12 protein-coding genes are annotated in these 16,338 nt (G+C 71.4%); 6 read left to right on the top strand and 6 right to left on the bottom strand.

Translation table 11 applies throughout. The features are described from left to right. The first annotated feature begins 46 nt into the window (after positions 1 to 46). Complete coding sequence (locus SPOPO_RS0118005) at positions 47 to 958, top strand: DUF7065 domain-containing protein (RefSeq protein ID WP_019876359.1); 912 nt, start codon at positions 47 to 49, stop codon at positions 956 to 958. Positions 959 to 976: 18 nt separating this feature from the next. On the opposite strand, the gene SPOPO_RS0118010 is transcribed toward SPOPO_RS0118005, so the two are convergent. Together SPOPO_RS0118010 and SPOPO_RS0118015 are read right to left on the bottom strand one after the other, a co-directional pair. Continuing rightward, a complete protein-coding gene (locus SPOPO_RS0118010) occupies positions 977 to 1,798 on the bottom strand; it encodes an Fpg/Nei family DNA glycosylase (RefSeq protein WP_019876360.1) in 822 nt (273 codons plus the stop codon). A 31-nt stretch (positions 1,799 to 1,829) separates the two neighbouring features. Then, on the bottom strand, positions 1,830 to 2,588 hold the full coding sequence (locus SPOPO_RS0118015; protein WP_019876361.1) for a MerR family transcriptional regulator: 759 nt from the start codon (positions 2,586 to 2,588) through the stop codon (positions 1,830 to 1,832). A gap of 84 nt (positions 2,589 to 2,672) precedes the next feature. On the opposite strand from SPOPO_RS0118015, the gene SPOPO_RS0118020 reads away from it, so the two are divergent. Beyond that, entirely contained in the window at positions 2,673 to 3,257 is a 585-nt protein-coding gene (locus SPOPO_RS0118020; RefSeq protein WP_019876362.1) for a DinB family protein, read from the top strand. Here SPOPO_RS0118020 and fahA read toward each other — a convergent pair. The 4 genes from fahA to SPOPO_RS0118040 all read right to left on the bottom strand — a co-directional run bounded on the left by fahA (position 3,202) and on the right by SPOPO_RS0118040 (position 10,905). Next, complete coding sequence (fahA, locus tag SPOPO_RS0118025) at positions 3,202 to 4,431, bottom strand: fumarylacetoacetase (protein WP_019876363.1); 1,230 nt, start codon at positions 4,429 to 4,431, stop codon at positions 3,202 to 3,204. The two genes, SPOPO_RS0118020 and fahA, sit on opposite strands and share 56 nt — an antisense overlap. Positions 4,432 to 4,912: 481 nt before the next feature. Beyond that, complete coding sequence (locus SPOPO_RS30360) at positions 4,913 to 7,036, bottom strand: beta-propeller domain-containing protein (protein WP_084671241.1); 2,124 nt, start codon at positions 7,034 to 7,036, stop codon at positions 4,913 to 4,915. 97 nt (positions 7,037 to 7,133) lie between these two features. Beyond that, positions 7,134 to 9,290 carry a beta-propeller domain-containing protein gene (locus tag SPOPO_RS30365; protein WP_019876367.1) on the bottom strand — a complete coding sequence of 719 codons (2,157 nt, stop codon included), beginning with the start codon at positions 9,288 to 9,290 and terminating at the stop codon, positions 7,134 to 7,136. A 454-nt stretch (positions 9,291 to 9,744) separates the two neighbouring features. Continuing rightward, on the bottom strand, positions 9,745 to 10,905 hold the full coding sequence (locus SPOPO_RS0118040) for a PQQ-dependent sugar dehydrogenase (RefSeq protein ID WP_019876368.1): 1,161 nt from the start codon (positions 10,903 to 10,905) through the stop codon (positions 9,745 to 9,747). Between the two features lie 317 nt (positions 10,906 to 11,222). On the opposite strand from SPOPO_RS0118040, the gene SPOPO_RS0118045 reads away from it, so the two are divergent. The 4 genes from SPOPO_RS0118045 to serA all read left to right on the top strand — a co-directional run bounded on the left by SPOPO_RS0118045 (position 11,223) and on the right by serA (position 16,326). Continuing rightward, positions 11,223 to 13,004: an acetolactate synthase large subunit gene (locus SPOPO_RS0118045; RefSeq protein WP_019876369.1), complete on the top strand. Its 1,782-nt coding sequence runs from the start codon at positions 11,223 to 11,225 to the stop codon at positions 13,002 to 13,004. Beyond that, a complete protein-coding gene (gene ilvN, locus SPOPO_RS0118050; protein WP_019876370.1) occupies positions 13,004 to 13,528 on the top strand; it encodes an acetolactate synthase small subunit in 525 nt (174 codons plus the stop codon). Before SPOPO_RS0118045 ends, ilvN begins: the two co-directional genes overlap by 1 nt. 83 nt (positions 13,529 to 13,611) lie before the next feature. Further along, complete coding sequence (ilvC, locus tag SPOPO_RS0118055) at positions 13,612 to 14,604, top strand: ketol-acid reductoisomerase (RefSeq protein WP_028984885.1); 993 nt, start codon at positions 13,612 to 13,614, stop codon at positions 14,602 to 14,604. 129 nt (positions 14,605 to 14,733) lie between these two features. Beyond that, the gene (serA, locus tag SPOPO_RS0118060) at positions 14,734 to 16,326 is read left to right on the top strand and encodes a phosphoglycerate dehydrogenase (protein ID WP_028984886.1); all 1,593 of its coding nucleotides are present in this window, start codon (positions 14,734 to 14,736) and stop codon (positions 16,324 to 16,326) included. Positions 16,327 to 16,338 lie beyond the last annotated feature (12 nt).

Genomic DNA, 16,338 nt, shown 5'->3' on the forward strand with positions numbered 1-16,338 from the left:
ATCTCCAGTGCAGGGTGGATCGGCAACGGCGACGGAGGCGGGCGACGTGAGCGGGACGGCGAGCGGGACGGCGATCGACACCGAGTGGGGGCCGCTGGCCCAGCCGCTGCACGCCGAGGTCCCGGACGACCCGCGGCCGTGGCGGGACAACGCGTTCCTCTGCTTCTGGGACCCTGCCACCCGGGTCACCGGTGTGATGCACATCTCCGCCTCGCCCAATGCGGCCGGCGGGCGCCGGGCCCGCGTCAGCGTTCGCCTGGAGAACACGACCGTCGAGGTCGTCGAGTCCCTCGGGTTCGCCACCTGGAACAGCGAGTCGATCACCTTCGACCCCCAGACCGGCTTCACCGTCGACGGACCGGGGCTGTCCGGGAGTCTGACCTTCACCCCGCACCACGCTCTTGCCGTCTTCCTCGGAGAACACGCGCCGAAGGCGTTCAGCCTCGACTCCGAGCACCCGCTGCACCACTACCAGCGCAGCGCGCGGGTCATCGGCTCGCTGACCGTCCACGGACGCACCGTCGAGGTCGACGGCTTCGGGTACCGCGACCGCACCTGGGGCTTCCGTGAGGAGTCGGCCAGCGTGCAGGAGTACTACGGCTGCATGTGGGTGTTCCCCGACGTCTCGGTCTCGGCGATCCGGCTGCTCGGCCAGGACGGGCACACCGCGACGATCGGCCACGTCTGCGACGCCAACGGCACTGTCCCCGTGACCGGCATGACGATCGTCCGCGACGCCGCCGGGCTGTTCCGGTCCACGCGGATCGACCGCAAGGAGGGCGACCCGCTCGAGGTCTCGCTCGTCGAGCGCTACGGCACGTTCTGGTGCCCGATGGGTGTGGAGGAGCAGGCCGGTCCGACGCTGAGCGCCTACGACGAGTGGCACTCCCTGCGCCGGGCCGACGGGGTCGAGGGCTTCGGCCTCCTCGAGCAGGGCATCACGCGCCAGCTGTACTGACGCCCTGTCAGAAGTCCGTCAGAGCTTCTGCTCCTCCGAGCACCACCAGGTGGTCCGGCCGCCGACGGTGCCGCGGGTCATCGGGGCCCCGTCGCGCGGGCACTCGGCCCCGGCCTTCCGGTGCGGGATCACCGACAGGGTGTGGACCCCGCCGCCGGCGATCGCGTCGGTGATCGCCTTGCGCACGCCCTTGTGGAGCCGGTCCGCCTCGGCCCGGGTCAGGTCCTTGGCGGGGCGCTTCGGGCTGACCTTCGCCAACCAGAGCGCCTGGTCGGCGAGCAGGTTCCCGATGCCGGCGATCGCGTTCTGGTCGAGCAGGCGGGCCTTCACCGGCGCGATGCTCCGGCCGAGCATCGCGCGGAACTCGGCGGGCGCGATGGTCTGCGCGTCCGGCCCGAGGTCCTCGTGGGGCGGGTCGAGGCGCACCCGGCCCAGCCGTCGCGGGTCGACGAGCAGCAGGTAACCACCGTCGTCGAACCGCAGCGCGAAGCGGGTGAACCGGTGGTCGCCGGCGGCGCGGCCGCGGGCCCAGTAGTCACCGCCGTCGGTCTCGTCGCCCTTCGGGTCGGCGACGACGATCTTGCCGGACATCCCGAGGTGGATACCGAGCTCCGGGCCCGGGGTGCGGCTGCGCCCGACCCCGCCGGTGTGGCACCACATGCTCTTCCCGCGGCGGCAGGCCTCGGTCAACGTCCGCCCGACGAGCGCGTCGCGGATCTGGCCGGGGGAGTGCGGGCGGCACTCGTAGGTGTCGCTGTCGTCGACGTCCACGATCCGCCGCCCGAGGGCGTAGGACTCGATGACGCGGCGGGCGGACTCGACCTCAGGCAGTTCGGGCACCGGCCAATTCTGCTGATGCCCTCTCCATCGGTCAGAGCCGGTCGGCGTTCGCGTGGAACGCGTCGCGGACGTACTGGGAGAACCCCGGGGCGAGCTTGTCGTACTCCGCCAGGTACCGCGGGTCGGAGATGTAGAGATCGCCGAGCCCACGGTGCATGTCCCCGCCGCAGTCGTAGAACCAGCGGATCAGGTGCTGCCGGTGCTCCTCGGCCAGCTGCATCGCGACGGGGCCGTCGGCCGGTTCGCCCGCTCGGATCGCTGCGAGGAAGCCCTCGATGTTCGCTCCGGCCTGCTCTTTGATCTCGATCCAGTCCTCCTTCGTGTACCGAGCCGACCGGCGCTGTGACTCACGCCAGGCGTCGGTGTCTCCCCACTTCTCCTTCGCCTCCTCCTGGTACTCGGCGATCTTGTCCGTGCCGAAGATCTCGAACTGCTCCTCGGGCGTCAGGGCCATGCCCATGCTCCGGGCCTCCATCTCCTTCTCGATCGCCGCCAGCAGCGCGGCGTTGCGGGCCTGCCGTTCGCGCACCAGCCGGTGCTGCCGGCGCAGGTGGTCGTCGACGTCGACGTCCGGGTCGGCGAGCATGGACGCGATCTCCTCGAGCGAGAACTCCAGCTCGCGGTAGAAGAGGATCTGCTGCAGGCGACGCAGGTCCCCGGTCGAGTAGAGCCGGTAACCGGCGGGGGAGCGCCCCGCCGGAGTCAGCAGCCCCAGCTCGTCGTAGTGGTGCAGCGTGCGCACCGAGATGTGCGCGAGCTTGGCCACCTCACCGACTGTGTAACCGTTCACGCCTCCGATCGTGAGGCCTCACGTGGCGTCAGGGTCAAGCCATTTCGAGGTGTGTCTGTCGGTGGCCGGTGGCAGGGTGAGGGCATGGCCGAGAATCCCCTGAACGAGCCCAAGACTGTCCTGCACCGGTACTTCACGGGCGTGCGGGACGCCGTGCTGTGGAAGCTCGAGGACCTCTCCGAGTACGACGCCCGGCGGCCCTTGACCCCGACCGGTACCAACGTGCTGGGCGTGGCGAAGCACCTGGCCTGCGTCGAGCTCGGCTACTTCGGCTGGACGTTCGGCCGGGCCACCGACATCACGCTGCCGTGGTACGACGACGACGCCGAACCCAACGCGGACATGTTCGCCACCGAGTCCGAGTCGAAGGAGGAAATCATCGCCTTCTGGCGCCGCGTGCGCGAGATCTCGGACGCGACGATCACCGAGCTGCCGCTGGATGCGCCGGGGCACGTGCCGTGGTGGGGCGACCGCAATCCCGTCACGCTGCAGGTGATCCTCGTCCACATGATCGCCGAGGCGAACCGGCACGCGGGTCAGGTGGACATCGTCCGCGAGTTGATCGACGGTCAGATCGGCATTCGCGCCGACAACTCCAACTTGCCCGACGAGATCAACTGGCCGGAGTACCACGCCCGGCTGGAGACGCTGGCAGCACGGTTCCGCTGACCTCCCCGAACCCGATCCGCACACCCTCCGCCCCGGGCGCGGTGGCGCGGATCGTGACGGTGTCCCCGTCGGCGAGGAACGTGCGTGAGGACCCGTCAGCGAGGCGGATCGGTTCGGTTCCGTTCCAGCTGAGTTCGAGCAGACAGCCGCGCTGCTCCCGCTCGGGGCCCGACACCGTCCCGGACGCGAAGAGGTCGCCGGTCCGCAGCGACGCCCCGTTCACGGTCAGGTGGGCGAGCTGCTGCGGCGCGGTCCAGTACATGTCGGCGAAGGACGGACGGGAGACGACGGTGCCGTTCAGCTCGACCTCTAGCGCGATGTCGAGCCCGCTCGGCCCGCTGGTCCGCAGGTAGGGAAGCGGCTCCGGGTCCGGCGTCGGGGCAACGACGAGCGCACTCTCGAGCGCCGCGAGCGGCACCACCCACGGCGAGATCGAGGTCGCGAACGACTTGCCGAGGAACGGCCCGAGCGGCTGGGCCTCCCACTGCTGCACGTCACGGGCCGACCAGTCGTTGAGCAGGACGACGCCGAAGACGTGCTCGGCAAAGTCCTCGACCGGCACCCGCGTCCCCATCGTCGTCCCGGCGCCGACGACGAACCCGATTTCGGCCTCGATGTCGAGGCGCTGGGTCGGCCCGAACGTCGGCGGCCCGTCCGCGTTCCGGCGCTGGCCGCAGGGCCGCACGACGTCGGTGCCCGACACCACCACCGTGCCCGCCCGGCCGTGGTAGCCGATCGGCAGGGGCTTCCAGTTCGGCGTCAGCGGCTCGCCGTCCGGTCGGAACATGCGTCCGAGGTTCGTCGCGTGGTGCTCCGAGGCGTAGAAGTCGACGTAGTCCGCGACGTCGAAGGGCAGATGCAACCTCACTGCGGAGCGCGGGATCAAGTGCGGCTCGACATCGATCGCGTGCGAGGGGTCGGACAGGAACGACGTCAGCGCCCGCCGGACATGGTCCCAGCGCGCCCGCCCCGCCGCCAGGAACCGGTTGAGCGACGGCTCGCCGAACGCCGGGTCACCGAACACGGGCGCGAGGTCGAGGACCGAATCCCCGATCGCGACCCCGCACCGGGGCGCCTCACCCGGCCGTGAGAACACCCCGAACGGCAGGTTCTGGAGCGGGAAGTCCGAGCCCTCCGGCACCGGCACCCAGGATCGCGTCGCCACGCCGAGCATCCTCCCGCGCCCCCGCATCGCGCCTTCACCAGCCGTGCCGCGCCCCGGCGTCGTCTTCACTGGCCGTGCCGCGCCCCGGCTCGTCTTCACTGGCCGTGCCGCGCCCCGGCCCTCGTCTTCACTGGCCGTGCCGCGCCCCGGCCCTCGTCTTCACTGGCCGTGCCGCGCCCCGGCGTCGTCTTCACCAGCTGTGCCCCTGCTTCACCGGCCTGGCCGGGCCGGTGAAGCGGGGTAGGGCTGGTGAAGCGCGGACCCGGGCTGACCTTGCTTCACCAGCCGTGCCGCGCGCTCCGATCTTGTCTTCACCAGCCGCGCCGCCCCCGGCCTCGTCTTCACCAGCTGTGCCGCGTCCCCTCTCGCGCCTTCACCAGCCCCAGCCTGCTTCACCCGCCAGGCCCAGCGTGTGAGGCAGGGGCTCAGCTGGTGAAGTGCGCGGGGGAGCTGGTGAAGCGGGCCCAGGGGGTGGGCCCAGGGCGTGGGCTCAGCCGGCGGGCGGGGGCGCGACCTGGGTGGCAGCGCCGTCCTCGACCGGCATCGGGCGGTTCTTCGGCTCGTCCGGGGCGGTCCTGACCGACCCGGTGGGAGAGAAGGTCTCCGGGTCGAGGAGGACGACGGCGTTGCCGGTGATCGCGACCAGCCGGTTGCCGACCGGCAGGACGCGAAGGATGTACGAGTCCGCGACGAACTTGCCGGCCTTGCGGAGCGTGCCGTCGGCGCCGACCTGAATGCCGAGAGCGGCGGGGACCTGAATCTCCCCGACGAAGCCCGGGCGCCCGTCGGAGGTGAAGCACTGGGCGTCAGGCGGGCACGGGACCTTCTGCGTCACGTAGGCCGGCAGGACCGCGAGACGGCGGCCCGGCAGGTAGGTGAACGCGCGGGAGTCGTGCTCGACGTCGGTCCAGCCGCGGCCGTAGCCGACCGCGGCGGTGCGGGTCGGCTTCGCGAGGTTGCGCAGGTCGAACGACGAGACCTGCAGCCCGGTGAGGCGGCCGGTCGAGTCCGCGTCCTGGCCGACGCCGAGCAGACGGTCCCCGCCGACCGGATGGAGGTAGGCGGAGTAGCCCGGGATCTTCAGCTCGCCGCGCACGGCCGGGTTGGCCGGGTCGGCGAGGTCGACCAGGTACAGCGGGTCGGTCTGACGGAACGTCACGATTGCCGCGATGTCGTCGAACCACCGGACGGCACGGATCGTCTCGCCCTTGCCGAGGCCGGAGACCGAGCCGATCTTCCGCAGTTCGTCACCGCGCTCGGCGAGGACCACGACGCTCGACTGCGAGTTCGGGGTCTGCTCCGGGGGCGCCCACGGCTGGCCGGTCGTCGTCGCGATGCGCAGCTTGCCCTGGTGCTCCGAGAGCGCCCAGCGGCCGAGGAGGAAGCCGGGCACCGACCCCGTCGCGACGTACGGGCTGTCGTTGCGGCCGGTGACGTCGAACGCGTGGATCCGCGTCCGCATCTCCTGCTCACGCGGCCGCCGGCTGTCGATGGGGCGCGGCGAGTTCCAGCCGCCGTCGGTGGTGGCGACGTAGAGCCGATCCGTGGAGCTGTAGACGAGCTCGCCGTTGCTGACGACGCCGGCGGCCTTGCCCTTGTCGAGTCGGGTCCCGCCGTCGGCGGTGTCGAGCGTGAGGACAGAGATGATCCCGAGCCCGGAGCGGACCGACGGGTGCCGCACGGCTCCGCAGCCCATCAGCGGGCCGGAGCGGACGACCTCGCCGGCCTTGTCGAGGACGGTGCGCTCGGGCAGGAAGTCCTCGGCCTTCGCGTCGCGGACGGCCTGGCGGTTGCGCGCCAGCGCCAGCGCCTCGGGCTCGCCCTCGCGCGGGGAACTGAACGCGATGCGGGGCGAGCTCGTCAGCACGATGCGGGCGACGCCGTCGGTGAGCCGGCTGGTGACGTAGGAGCCGGTGATCCTCTCGGTGCGGACCAGCTTCGGCCGGGTCGGGTTGGACAGGTCGAGCACGGTCAGCACGACGTACGACTCGGCCGGGCGGTAGCGGTCGGGCGCGAAGCCGGGGGCGCGCTTGCCCGCGGGTGAGTCCACGGGGTCGTGCTGCTTCCACCCGGAGCCGAGCACCATCACGCGGTTCTGGTCGAGCACGAACAGCTCGCCCGGGTACTCGTTCTCGGCGAACGAGTGGGTCGCGAGCAGCTTGGGCTTGGGGCCCGCCGCGTCGACGACGGTGAGCTTGCCGTTCACCAGGCTGAGGACGCGGGTCCCGTCGATCTTCGCGATGTCGGGCTCGTCGACGCCGCGCTCCTGGGTGTTGGTCCCGGTCGGACCGTTCCCCACGGCGGCGCTCGGGGCGGAGCCCGCCCGCGACGCGTCGCCCTCGGCCGCCACCGGCGCGGTCTTGTACATTCGCGGGCCGCCGCCGAGGCCGTAGGCGGTGACCTCGGACTCCGCGGTCGAGCGCATGTACTTCGTGAACTCGTCGCAGTCGTGAAACTGCGGCAGCTCGTCGGCCGCCGCATGCCCCACCCCGCCGGTGACCGTGCCGTAGCTCAGGACGAGGGCGAGCGCCGCCCCCGTCCCGGCCGTGGCGCGCACCGCCCGGGCCCGAGTTCTGCGCGTCTTCGTCGTGCGCGTGCCGGTTCGACCGCTCATGTCCCCACCGTCTCAATGTGTGATTGTGCTCGTCAGCTGTTTTCGCTGGTCTTTGCGTGGAAACCGCCGGTGCAGACGGTCCCCGCACGACCGGGGCTCAGCGGTAGTACGCCGAGCCGTGCAGGCGGAGTGACTCCGCGTCGAAGATCCGAACCCCCTCGTGATCAAGCGCCACGATCCGACCGTCGCCCAGCGGCATCACCTTGATCACCCGCCGGCGGTCGGAGTCGTACCAGGTCGCCAGCCGCCGCAGCCGGCCGTTGTCCGTCACCCCGATGGCCGCCAGGCCGTTGCGGCCCTCCCGGTAGGAGAAGACCGGTAGCACGGCGAGCGACTCACTCGGCAGGTACACGAACCCGCGCGGGTCCTGCTCGACCGGCGAGGAGGTCCCCGGCCCGAACCCGAGCGCGTCGGTGCGCCGCGGGTCCGTGAGGTCGAGGATGTCGAAGTTCGACACCTGCAGACCGCGGGTCGCGCCCCAGTTGTCTCCGTCCTGCCCGACGCCGAGGAGTCGGTGGTCGCCGATCGGGTGCAGGTAGGCCGAGTACCCCGGGATCTTGAGTTCGCCGCGCACCCGCGGGCTCTCCGGCCGTGAGAGGTCGACCAGGTACAGCGGGTCGGTCTGACGGAACGTCACGATCGCGGCGACGTCGTCGAACCACCGCACCGCGCGGACGGTCTCCGTCAGGCCCATCCCGTCGACGCGGCCGATCTCGCGCATGCGCTTGCCGTCGGTGTCGAGAACGACGACGCCGGTCTCCGTGCTGCCCCCGCGCCGCCAGGGAGCGGTGCTGGTCGTGACCATCCGGAGCAGGCCGCCGGACTCCGACATCGCCCACCGGCCGTAGAGGTAGCCGTCGACCCGGCCGCTGGCGAGGTACTCCGCGCCGTCGCCGGTGATGTCGAACGAGTGCACGCGCGTGGTCACGCCGCTGCGCCCGCCGCGGAAGTCGTCCCACCCGTCGTCCCAGCCGCCGTCGGTGGTGGCCACGAACAGCTTCTCGGTCGTCGCGTAGACGAGGTCACCGCTGCCGACGAGCGCGGTCGCGGCGGCCTGCTCGATCGCGTCGTCGAGGCCGGTGTCGAGAGAGAGGACCGTCAGCAGGTCCAGCCCGGAGTCGGTGACCGGGTAGCGGACGTCGGAGCAGTCGAGCAGCGGCGTCTCCGAGACCGACCGCGCCTCCCGGTCCACGTTCCGGCGCATCGGCAGCCAGTCCTCACCGGGCACGCGGGCCAGGCGCTCGCGGGCGTCCTCCAGGCCGCGGTCGTCGCGCCCGCGCCACCCGTCGGTCAGGCCGCTCAGGCCCCGCAGGACGTCGGGCGTGCTGGAGAGGACCACGCGAACCGTGTCCCCGGTCATCCGCGCCGACAGGTAGCGCGCGGTGATCTCCTCGGTGCTCACGACGCGCGGCCGGGCCGGGTCGGAGAGGTCGACGACCGACAGCGTCGTCAGCGCCGCCGCCCCGCGGCTGCGGGCACCCGCCTCGTCGTCGAGGTACCGCTCCCGGGAGTCCGCGGTGCCGACGACGACCGCCCGGTCCCCCGCGAGCAGGAGCTCCAGCGCCCGCTGGCCGGTCAGGCGGACGGACCCGAGCCGCCGCGGCGTCTGCCCGGCCACGTCCAGAACGACGAGGCTGCGGTCCCGTACGGTCACGAGCAGGCGGCCGTCGGTCTTCGCGAGGTCCGCCTCGTCGACCCCGGCCTCCTGTGTGTTCGTCCCGGACGCGGAGCTGCCGACCGCGTCCGACGGGTCCGCCCCGGCGGACCGACCGGCCGCCGGCGCGGGTGCCGCTGGGGCGGCCGCGGGAGCGTCCATCGCCCGGGGTGCCTCCGCGCCTGCGGCCCCGGCCGTCGAAGCGTCGGCCTTCTGCGCGTTGGTGGCGGCCAGGGGTCCCGACCCGGGGACCGCCTGCGGGGCCGGGACCCCGGGCATCGGAGGCGGCACGGGGAGCGCCAGGTCGGCGGCGACGTCGTCGGTGGCCGTGTACTCGTCGTACGCCCGGCGCCGGGAGTCGGCGAGCCGGTCCAGGGCGAGGTCGCTCATGTGCTCGGCGAGGGCGTCGCAGTCGCGAAACGCGGGGAGCTCACTGGCGTCGGCGGAGGAGGCCCCCAGCGGGCTGACCAGCGTGAACGTCAGCGCCGCGGCCCCCAGGACGCCGGTGCCGATCAAGGCCGCGGGCCAGGCGCGGCGCCGCCGCCCGGTGCTCGTCGTGCCCGTCGTCGTGCCGGGCTGACCGTCGCCGGTGACGTCCATCTGCTCCTCCTGGACCCGGGCCCCGTGGGGCGTGTCTCGGATCGAGGACGGGGTGGTGCGTCGAAACGTTCGCCCCAGGAGCCCCATCTCCCGAAATTCGGCGGAAATTGGGGACGAAATCGTCGGAGTCGGGGGAACCGCGCCGTACTCGACTGCGTCCAAGCCCCCAGCGAGCGCGCAAGTCCGCCCCGTCGTGGAGGGGACGACGGGACGGGCTGCTCGTCGAGGTGCGAGCACGAGGAACACCGAACCGAGTTCAGGTCGGGATCGGAGGGGATCCGATCGGAACGCCCCGCCTGGCGGTCGGTCCGGATCCCGTGCTCGCCCTCTGCGTTTAACGCGTCTTCCCCCCGCGTCTTCTCCTGCGCGCCGCGCCTGTCCGGGGGTGGGGATGGGCGCGCCACGCCGCAGAAGACGCGGCGCGAAAGGCGCGCCACGCCGCAGAAGATGGGCCTCAGCCGAGCGTGATCCGCAGGATCCGGTCGTCGCCGTCCGCGGGGCGGCCGCGGCCGTCGGTGTTGTTGGTGATCAGCCAGAGCGACCCGTCGGGAGCGAGGGCCACGGTCCGGAGCCGGCCGTACTCGCCCTCGAAGTGGGCGACGGGCTTGCCGGTCCCGGTGCCGGTGACCGGGATCTGCCACAGCCGCTGGCCGCGCAGGGCGGCCATCCACAGGGAGCCGCCAGCGAAGGCGAGCCCGCTCGGGGACGCCTCGGAGGTCGGCCACACGCGGGCCGGACGGGTGAACTCGGACCCGCCCTCGTCGCCCTCGACCTCCGGCCAGCCGTAGTTCCGGCCCGCCTGGATCCGGTTGAGCTCGTCCCAGGTGTTCTGGCCGAACTCGGACGCCCAGAGCTGGTCGGCGTCGTCCCAGGCGAGGCCCTGGACGTTGCGGTGGCCGTAGGACCACACGACCGAGTCCGGGTCCGGGTTGCCGGGAGCGGGCTTCCCGTCCGGCGTCATCCGCAGGATCTTGCCGTTGAGGTCGGCGCGGTCCTGCGAGGTCGGCCGGTCGGCGGCGTCGCCGGTCGAGGCGTAAAGCATCCCGTCCGGGCCGAACGCCAGCCGCCCGCCGTTGTGGATCCCGGACGCGTCGATCCCGTCGAGGATCACCTCGGGCCGGCCGAGGTTGTCCGCGGCGTAGGACATCCGGACGATCCGGTTGCCGTCGCTCGCGGTGAAGTAGGCGTACAGACGGGGATTCGTCTCGAAGTCCGGCCCGACGGCGATGCCGAGCAGCCCGCCCTCGCCGCCGTGGTCGACGCCGGGGACGGTGCCGACGGTGCTGACCTTCCCGCCGGGGGAGACGCGCTGAATCTTCGCCGTGTCCCGCTCGGAGACCAGCGCAGAGCCGTCCGGGAGGAACGCCAGCCCCCAGGGGGAGGTCAGCCCGGTGACCACGTCCCCGGTGACGGTGGGTTTGCCGGCGGAGGGCGACCGGCCGGGGGACCGGCCGGGGGACGCGGTCGGGTCCGGGCTCGCGGCCACGGCCGGTCCGGTGGGCGAGTCCGTGTAGACCGGCGGCATCGCGGCGGGATCGTCGTCGTCCCCGCACGCCGCCAGCCCGAGCCCCAGCGTCACCGCGAGGGTGCCCGCCCCCAGTCGTCCGATCCGCATCTGTGCCCTCCCCGGTCCGTGTTCTCTCGTCTGCCCGGACAACGCTGTCTCGATCCCGGACGTGCCCGTCTCGGATCGTGGACCGGGGGCGGTCTCAACTTGACACGGTGGTCACCGATCGGCGACGGTTCGTGCATGTGTCTTCGTCTGACCGTAGTACTCGTCGAGCGTGCCGTCTGAGCGCCGACTCGGTCAGGCACGCCACCCCTCGATCCGCCCGCTAAGGGCGCGGGGGGTTTTTTGTTGCCTCCCGGCCTTGTGTCACCGCACCTGTGTCCCCGCACCACCCCGCGCACGTTCCCGGAAAGAGAATCCCGATGGCAGATCCGCACCCCTCCCAAGCGCCCGTCGCGCAGCTGACCGGCGCGCAGTCGCTCGTCCGCTCCCTGGAGGCCGTCGGGGTCGAGATCATCTTCGGCATCCCGGGCGGGGCGATCCTTCCCGCGTACGACCCGCTGTTCGACTCGCAGTACGTCACGCACGTGCTCGTGCGCCACGAGCAGGGCGCGGGCCACGCGGCCCAGGGCTACGCGATGGCGACCGGCAAGGTCGGCGTCTGCATGGCGACCTCGGGCCCGGGCGCGACGAACCTGGTCACGGCGATCGCCGACGCCTACATGGACTCGGTGCCGATCGTGGCCGTGACGGGCCAGGTGCCCTCGAGCGCGATCGGCAGCGACGCCTTCCAGGAGGCGGACATCCGCGGCATCACGATGCCGATCACCAAGCACAACTACCTGGTGACGGACCCCGCCGAGATCCCGCGCGCGATCGCCGAGGCCTTCCACATCGCCTCGACCGGCCGGCCGGGCCCCGTCCTCGTCGACGTGTCCAAGGACGCGCTGCAGGCGATGACCTCCTTCACCTGGCCCGAGACCCTCGACCTGCCGGGCTACCGGCCGGTGACCCGTCCCCACGCCAAGCAGGTGCGCGAGGCGGCGAAGCTGATGGTGGAGTCCCGCAAGCCGGTGCTCTACGTCGGCGGCGGTGTCATCAAGGCCGGGGCCGCGGCCGAGCTCAAGGTGCTCGCCGAACTGACCGGCATCCCGGTCGTCACCACCCTGATGGCGCGCGGCGCGTTCCCGGACAGCCACGAGCTGCACCTGGGAATGCCGGGCATGCACGGCACCGTCGCCGCCGTCGGTGCGCTGCAGAAGTCGGACCTGCTGGTCTGCCTCGGCGCGCGGTTCGACGACCGCGTCACCGGTCACCTGCCGTCCTTCGCCCCCGAGGCGAAGGTCATCCACGCCGACATCGACCCGGCCGAGATCGGGAAGAACCGCCACGCGGACGTCCCGATCGTGGGTGACGCACGTGAGGTGATCGCCGACCTCGTCGTGGCGCTGCAGGCCGAGCACGACGCCGGCCGCAAGGGCGACTACGCCGCCTGGCGCGAGATGACCTTCGACCTGCGGGCCCGCTACCCGCTGGGCTACGACGTCCCGGAGGACGGTGGCCTGTCGCCGCAGTACGTCACCGAGCGGATCGGCGAGATCGCCGGCCCGGACGCGCTGTACGTCGCGGGCGTCGGCCAGCACCAGATGTGGGCCGCGCAGTTCGTGAAGTACGAGAAGCCGGGGACGTGGCTGAATTCCGGTGGCCTCGGGACGATGGGCTATTCGGTCCCGGCGGCGATGGGCGCCAAGGCCGGCGCGCCGGACAAGGTCGTGTGGGCGATCGACGGCGACGGCTGCTTCCAGATGACCAACCAGGAGCTGGCCACCTGCGCCATCAACGGCATCCCGATCAAGGTGGCCGTCATCAACAACGGCAACCTCGGCATGGTGCGCCAGTGGCAGACCCTGTTCTACGAGGGCCGCTACTCGAACACCGACCTGCAGTCCAAGCGGATCCCCGACTTCGTCAAGCTCGCCGACGCCTACGGCTGCGTGGGTCTGCGGTGCGAGAAGGCGGAGGACGTCGACGCCACGATCCGCAAGGCGATGGAGATCAATGACGTTCCCGTCGTGATCGACTTCGTCGTCCACGCCGACGCCATGGTGTGGCCGATGGTCGCCGCCGGCACCTCCAACGACGACATCAAGTACGCGCGTGACCTGGCCCCGTCCTGGGACCGCAGCGAGGAAGAGGAAAGCTGATGAGCGTTCACACCCTCTCGGTCCTGGTCGAGAACAAGCCCGGTGTGCTCGCGCGCATCGCGTCGCTGTTCTCGCGCCGGGGCTTCAACATCGACTCTCTCGCCGTCGGCCCGACCGAGCACCCGGAGATCTCCCGGATGACGATTGCGGTCAACGTCGAGGACAACCCGCTGGAGCAGGTGACGAAGCAGCTGAACAAGCTGGTCAACGTCATCAAGATCGTGGAGCTCGAGCCGTCGAGCTCCGTCCAGCGTGAGCTGGTGCTGGTCAAGGTGAAGGCCGACCTCGAGAGCCGCTCGCACGTCCTGGAGGTCGTGCAGCTGTTCCGCGCCAAGGTCATCGACGTCTCCAGCGACGCCGTCACGATCGAGGCCACCGGCAGCGCCGACAAGCTCGCCGCCCTGTTGCGGATGCTCGAACCCTTCGGGGTCAAGGAGCTCGTGCAGTCCGGCATGGTCGCGATCGGTCGCGGCCCCCGCTCCATCACCGACCGCAGCCTCCGCCCCGTCGAGCGCAGCGCCTAGCCTTTTCGCCCACCCCGTAGCGTCCGAAGAAGCGGTCGCTATAGCAGCCGAATCTTCGGACGTAACGACATGAGGAGTTCCACGTGGCAGAGATGTTCTACGACGACGACGCCGACCTGTCGGTGATCCAGGGCCGCAAGGTCGCGGTGCTCGGGTACGGCAGCCAGGGCCACGCGCACGCGCTGTCGCTGCGTGACTCGGGGGTCGACGTCCGCGTCGGCCTGCCCGAGGGCTCGAAGAGCCGCGCCAAGGCGGAGGAGGAGGGCCTGCGGGTCGTCACTCCGGCCGAGGCGGCCGCCGAGGCGGACGTGATCATGATCCTCGCGCCGGACCCCGTGCAGCGGAAGCTGTACGCCGAGTCCGTCGAGGCGAACCTCAAGGACGGCGACGCGCTGTTCTTCGGCCACGGCCTCAACATCCGCTACGGCCTCATCACCCCGCCGGCCGGCGTCGACGTCTGCATGGTCGCGCCGAAGGGCCCGGGCCACCTGGTGCGTCGTCAGTTCCAGGAGGGCAAGGGCGTTCCCTGCATCATCGCCGTCGAGCAGGACGCGACCGGCAAGGCCTGGGACCTGGTGAAGTCCTACGCGAAGGGCATCGGCGGCACGCGCGCCGGCATCATCAAGACCACCTTCACCGAGGAGACCGAGACCGACCTGTTCGGTGAGCAGGTCGTCCTCTGCGGCGGTCTGAGCCACCTGATCATGGCCGGCTTCGAGACCCTGATCGAGGCGGGCTACCAGCCCGAGGTCGCGTACTTCGAGTGCCTCCACGAGGTGAAGCTCATCGTCGACCTGATGTACGAGGGCGGCATCTCCAAGATGCGCTGGTCGATCTCCGAGACCGCCGAGTGGGGCGACTACGTCTCCGGCCCGCGGATCATCACCGAGCAGACCAAGGCCGAGATGAAGAAGATCCTCGGCGAGATCCAGGACGGCACCTTCGCGAAGAACTGGATGGCCGAGTACGACGCCGGTCTCCCGAACTACAAGAAGTACGTCGACGAGGGCCAGAACCACCCCATCGAGCAGACCGGCGCCAAGCTCCGTCCGCTGATGAGCTGGATCTCCGGCTGACCTCACCTCTCACGCGAACGGCCCCCCGGCCCGGTCCGGGGGGCCGTTCGCGTTCGTTACACTCATGTTGCGGGCACAGTGTGGTGTTCCTCTCCAGCCCCCGCCTTCTGATTCCGTGAGGATCCTCCTGTGACCAAGCCTGTGGTCCTGATCGCCGAGGAACTGTCGCCCGCCACCGTTGAGGCGCTCGGCCCCGATTTCGAGATCCGGCACTGCGACGGCGCGAACCGCGAGGAGCTGCTCCCCGCGATCGCCGACGTCGACGCCATCCTGATCCGCTCCGCCACGAAGGTGGACGCCGAGGCGCTGGCCGCCGCGAAGAAGCTGCGCGTCGTCGCCCGCGCGGGTGTCGGCCTCGACAACGTCGACGTCGCCGCGGCCACCAAGGCCGGCGTCATGGTGGTCAACGCTCCGACCTCCAACATCACCTCCGCCGCCGAGCTCGCGGTCGCCCTGCTGCTGGCCAGCGCCCGCCACGTCTCGCCAGCCCACGCCTCGCTCAAGCAGGGGCAGTGGAAGCGCTCGAAGTTCACCGGCGTCGAGCTCGCCGAGAAGACCGTCGGCGTCGTCGGCCTCGGCCGTATCGGTGCCCTGGTCGCGCAGCGTCTCGCCGCCTTCGAGGTCGAGCTCATCGCCTACGACCCGTACGTGCCGGCCGCCCGCGCGACGCAGCTGGGTGTCCGCCTCGTCAGCCTGGACGAGCTGCTGCGCGAGTCGGACTTCATCACCGTGCACCTGCCGAAGACCCCGGAGACCGCGGGCCTGATCGGCGAGGAGCAGCTGCGCCTGGTCAAGCCGAGCGTGCACATCATCAACGCCGCCCGCGGCGGGATCGTCGACGAGGACGCGCTCTACGCAGCGCTCAAGGAGGGCCGGGTCGCCGGCGCCGGCCTCGACGTCTACGCCAAGGAGCCGTGCACCGACTCGCCGATGTTCGAACTGGACAACGTCGTTGCCCTGCCGCACCTCGGGGCGAGCACCGACGAGGCCCAGGAGAAGGCCGGCATCGCCGTCGCCAAGTCGGTCCGCCTCGCGCTGGCCGGCGAGCTCGTGCCGGACGCGGTCAACGTCCAGGGCGGCACCATCGCCGAGGACGTCAAGCCGGGTCTGCCGCTGTGCGAGAAGCTCGGCCGTATCTTCACCGCCCTCGCGGGCGGGGTCGCGGACCGGCTCGACGTCGAGGTCCGCGGCGAGATCACCAAGCACGACGTGAAGGTGATGGAGCTCGCGACGCTCAAGGGCGTGTTCACCGACATCGCCGAGGAGGCGTCGGTCTCCTACGTCAACGCCCCGCTGTTCGCGCAGGAGCGCAACGTCGAGGTGCACCTGACGACGAGCCCGGAGAGCCCGCGCTACCGCAACCTCGTCACCGCCCGCGGCACGATGGCGACCGGTGAGGTCGTCTCGGTGTCCGGCACGCTGTCCGGCGCCCGCCGCATGGTCGAGAAGATCGTCGAGATCGACGGCTACGAGGTCGACGTCGAGCTCGCCGACCACCTCGCGTTCTTCCGCTACACCGACCGCCCGGGGGTCGTCGGCACCGTCGGCCGCATCCTCGGTGAGGCGGGCGTGAACATCGCCGGCATGCAGGTCGCCCGTGACGCCAAGGGTGGTCAGGCGCTGGTCGCGCTGACCGTGGACACCGCGATCCCCGCGGACGCCCTCAGCGAGCTGCAGACGGCGATCGCCGCCGACTGGGCCCGCGCCGTCGACCTCACCTGAGTTGACCTGAGC

Source organism: Sporichthya polymorpha DSM 43042, assembly GCF_000384115.1.
Classification (GTDB): domain Bacteria; phylum Actinomycetota; class Actinomycetes; order Sporichthyales; family Sporichthyaceae; genus Sporichthya; species Sporichthya polymorpha.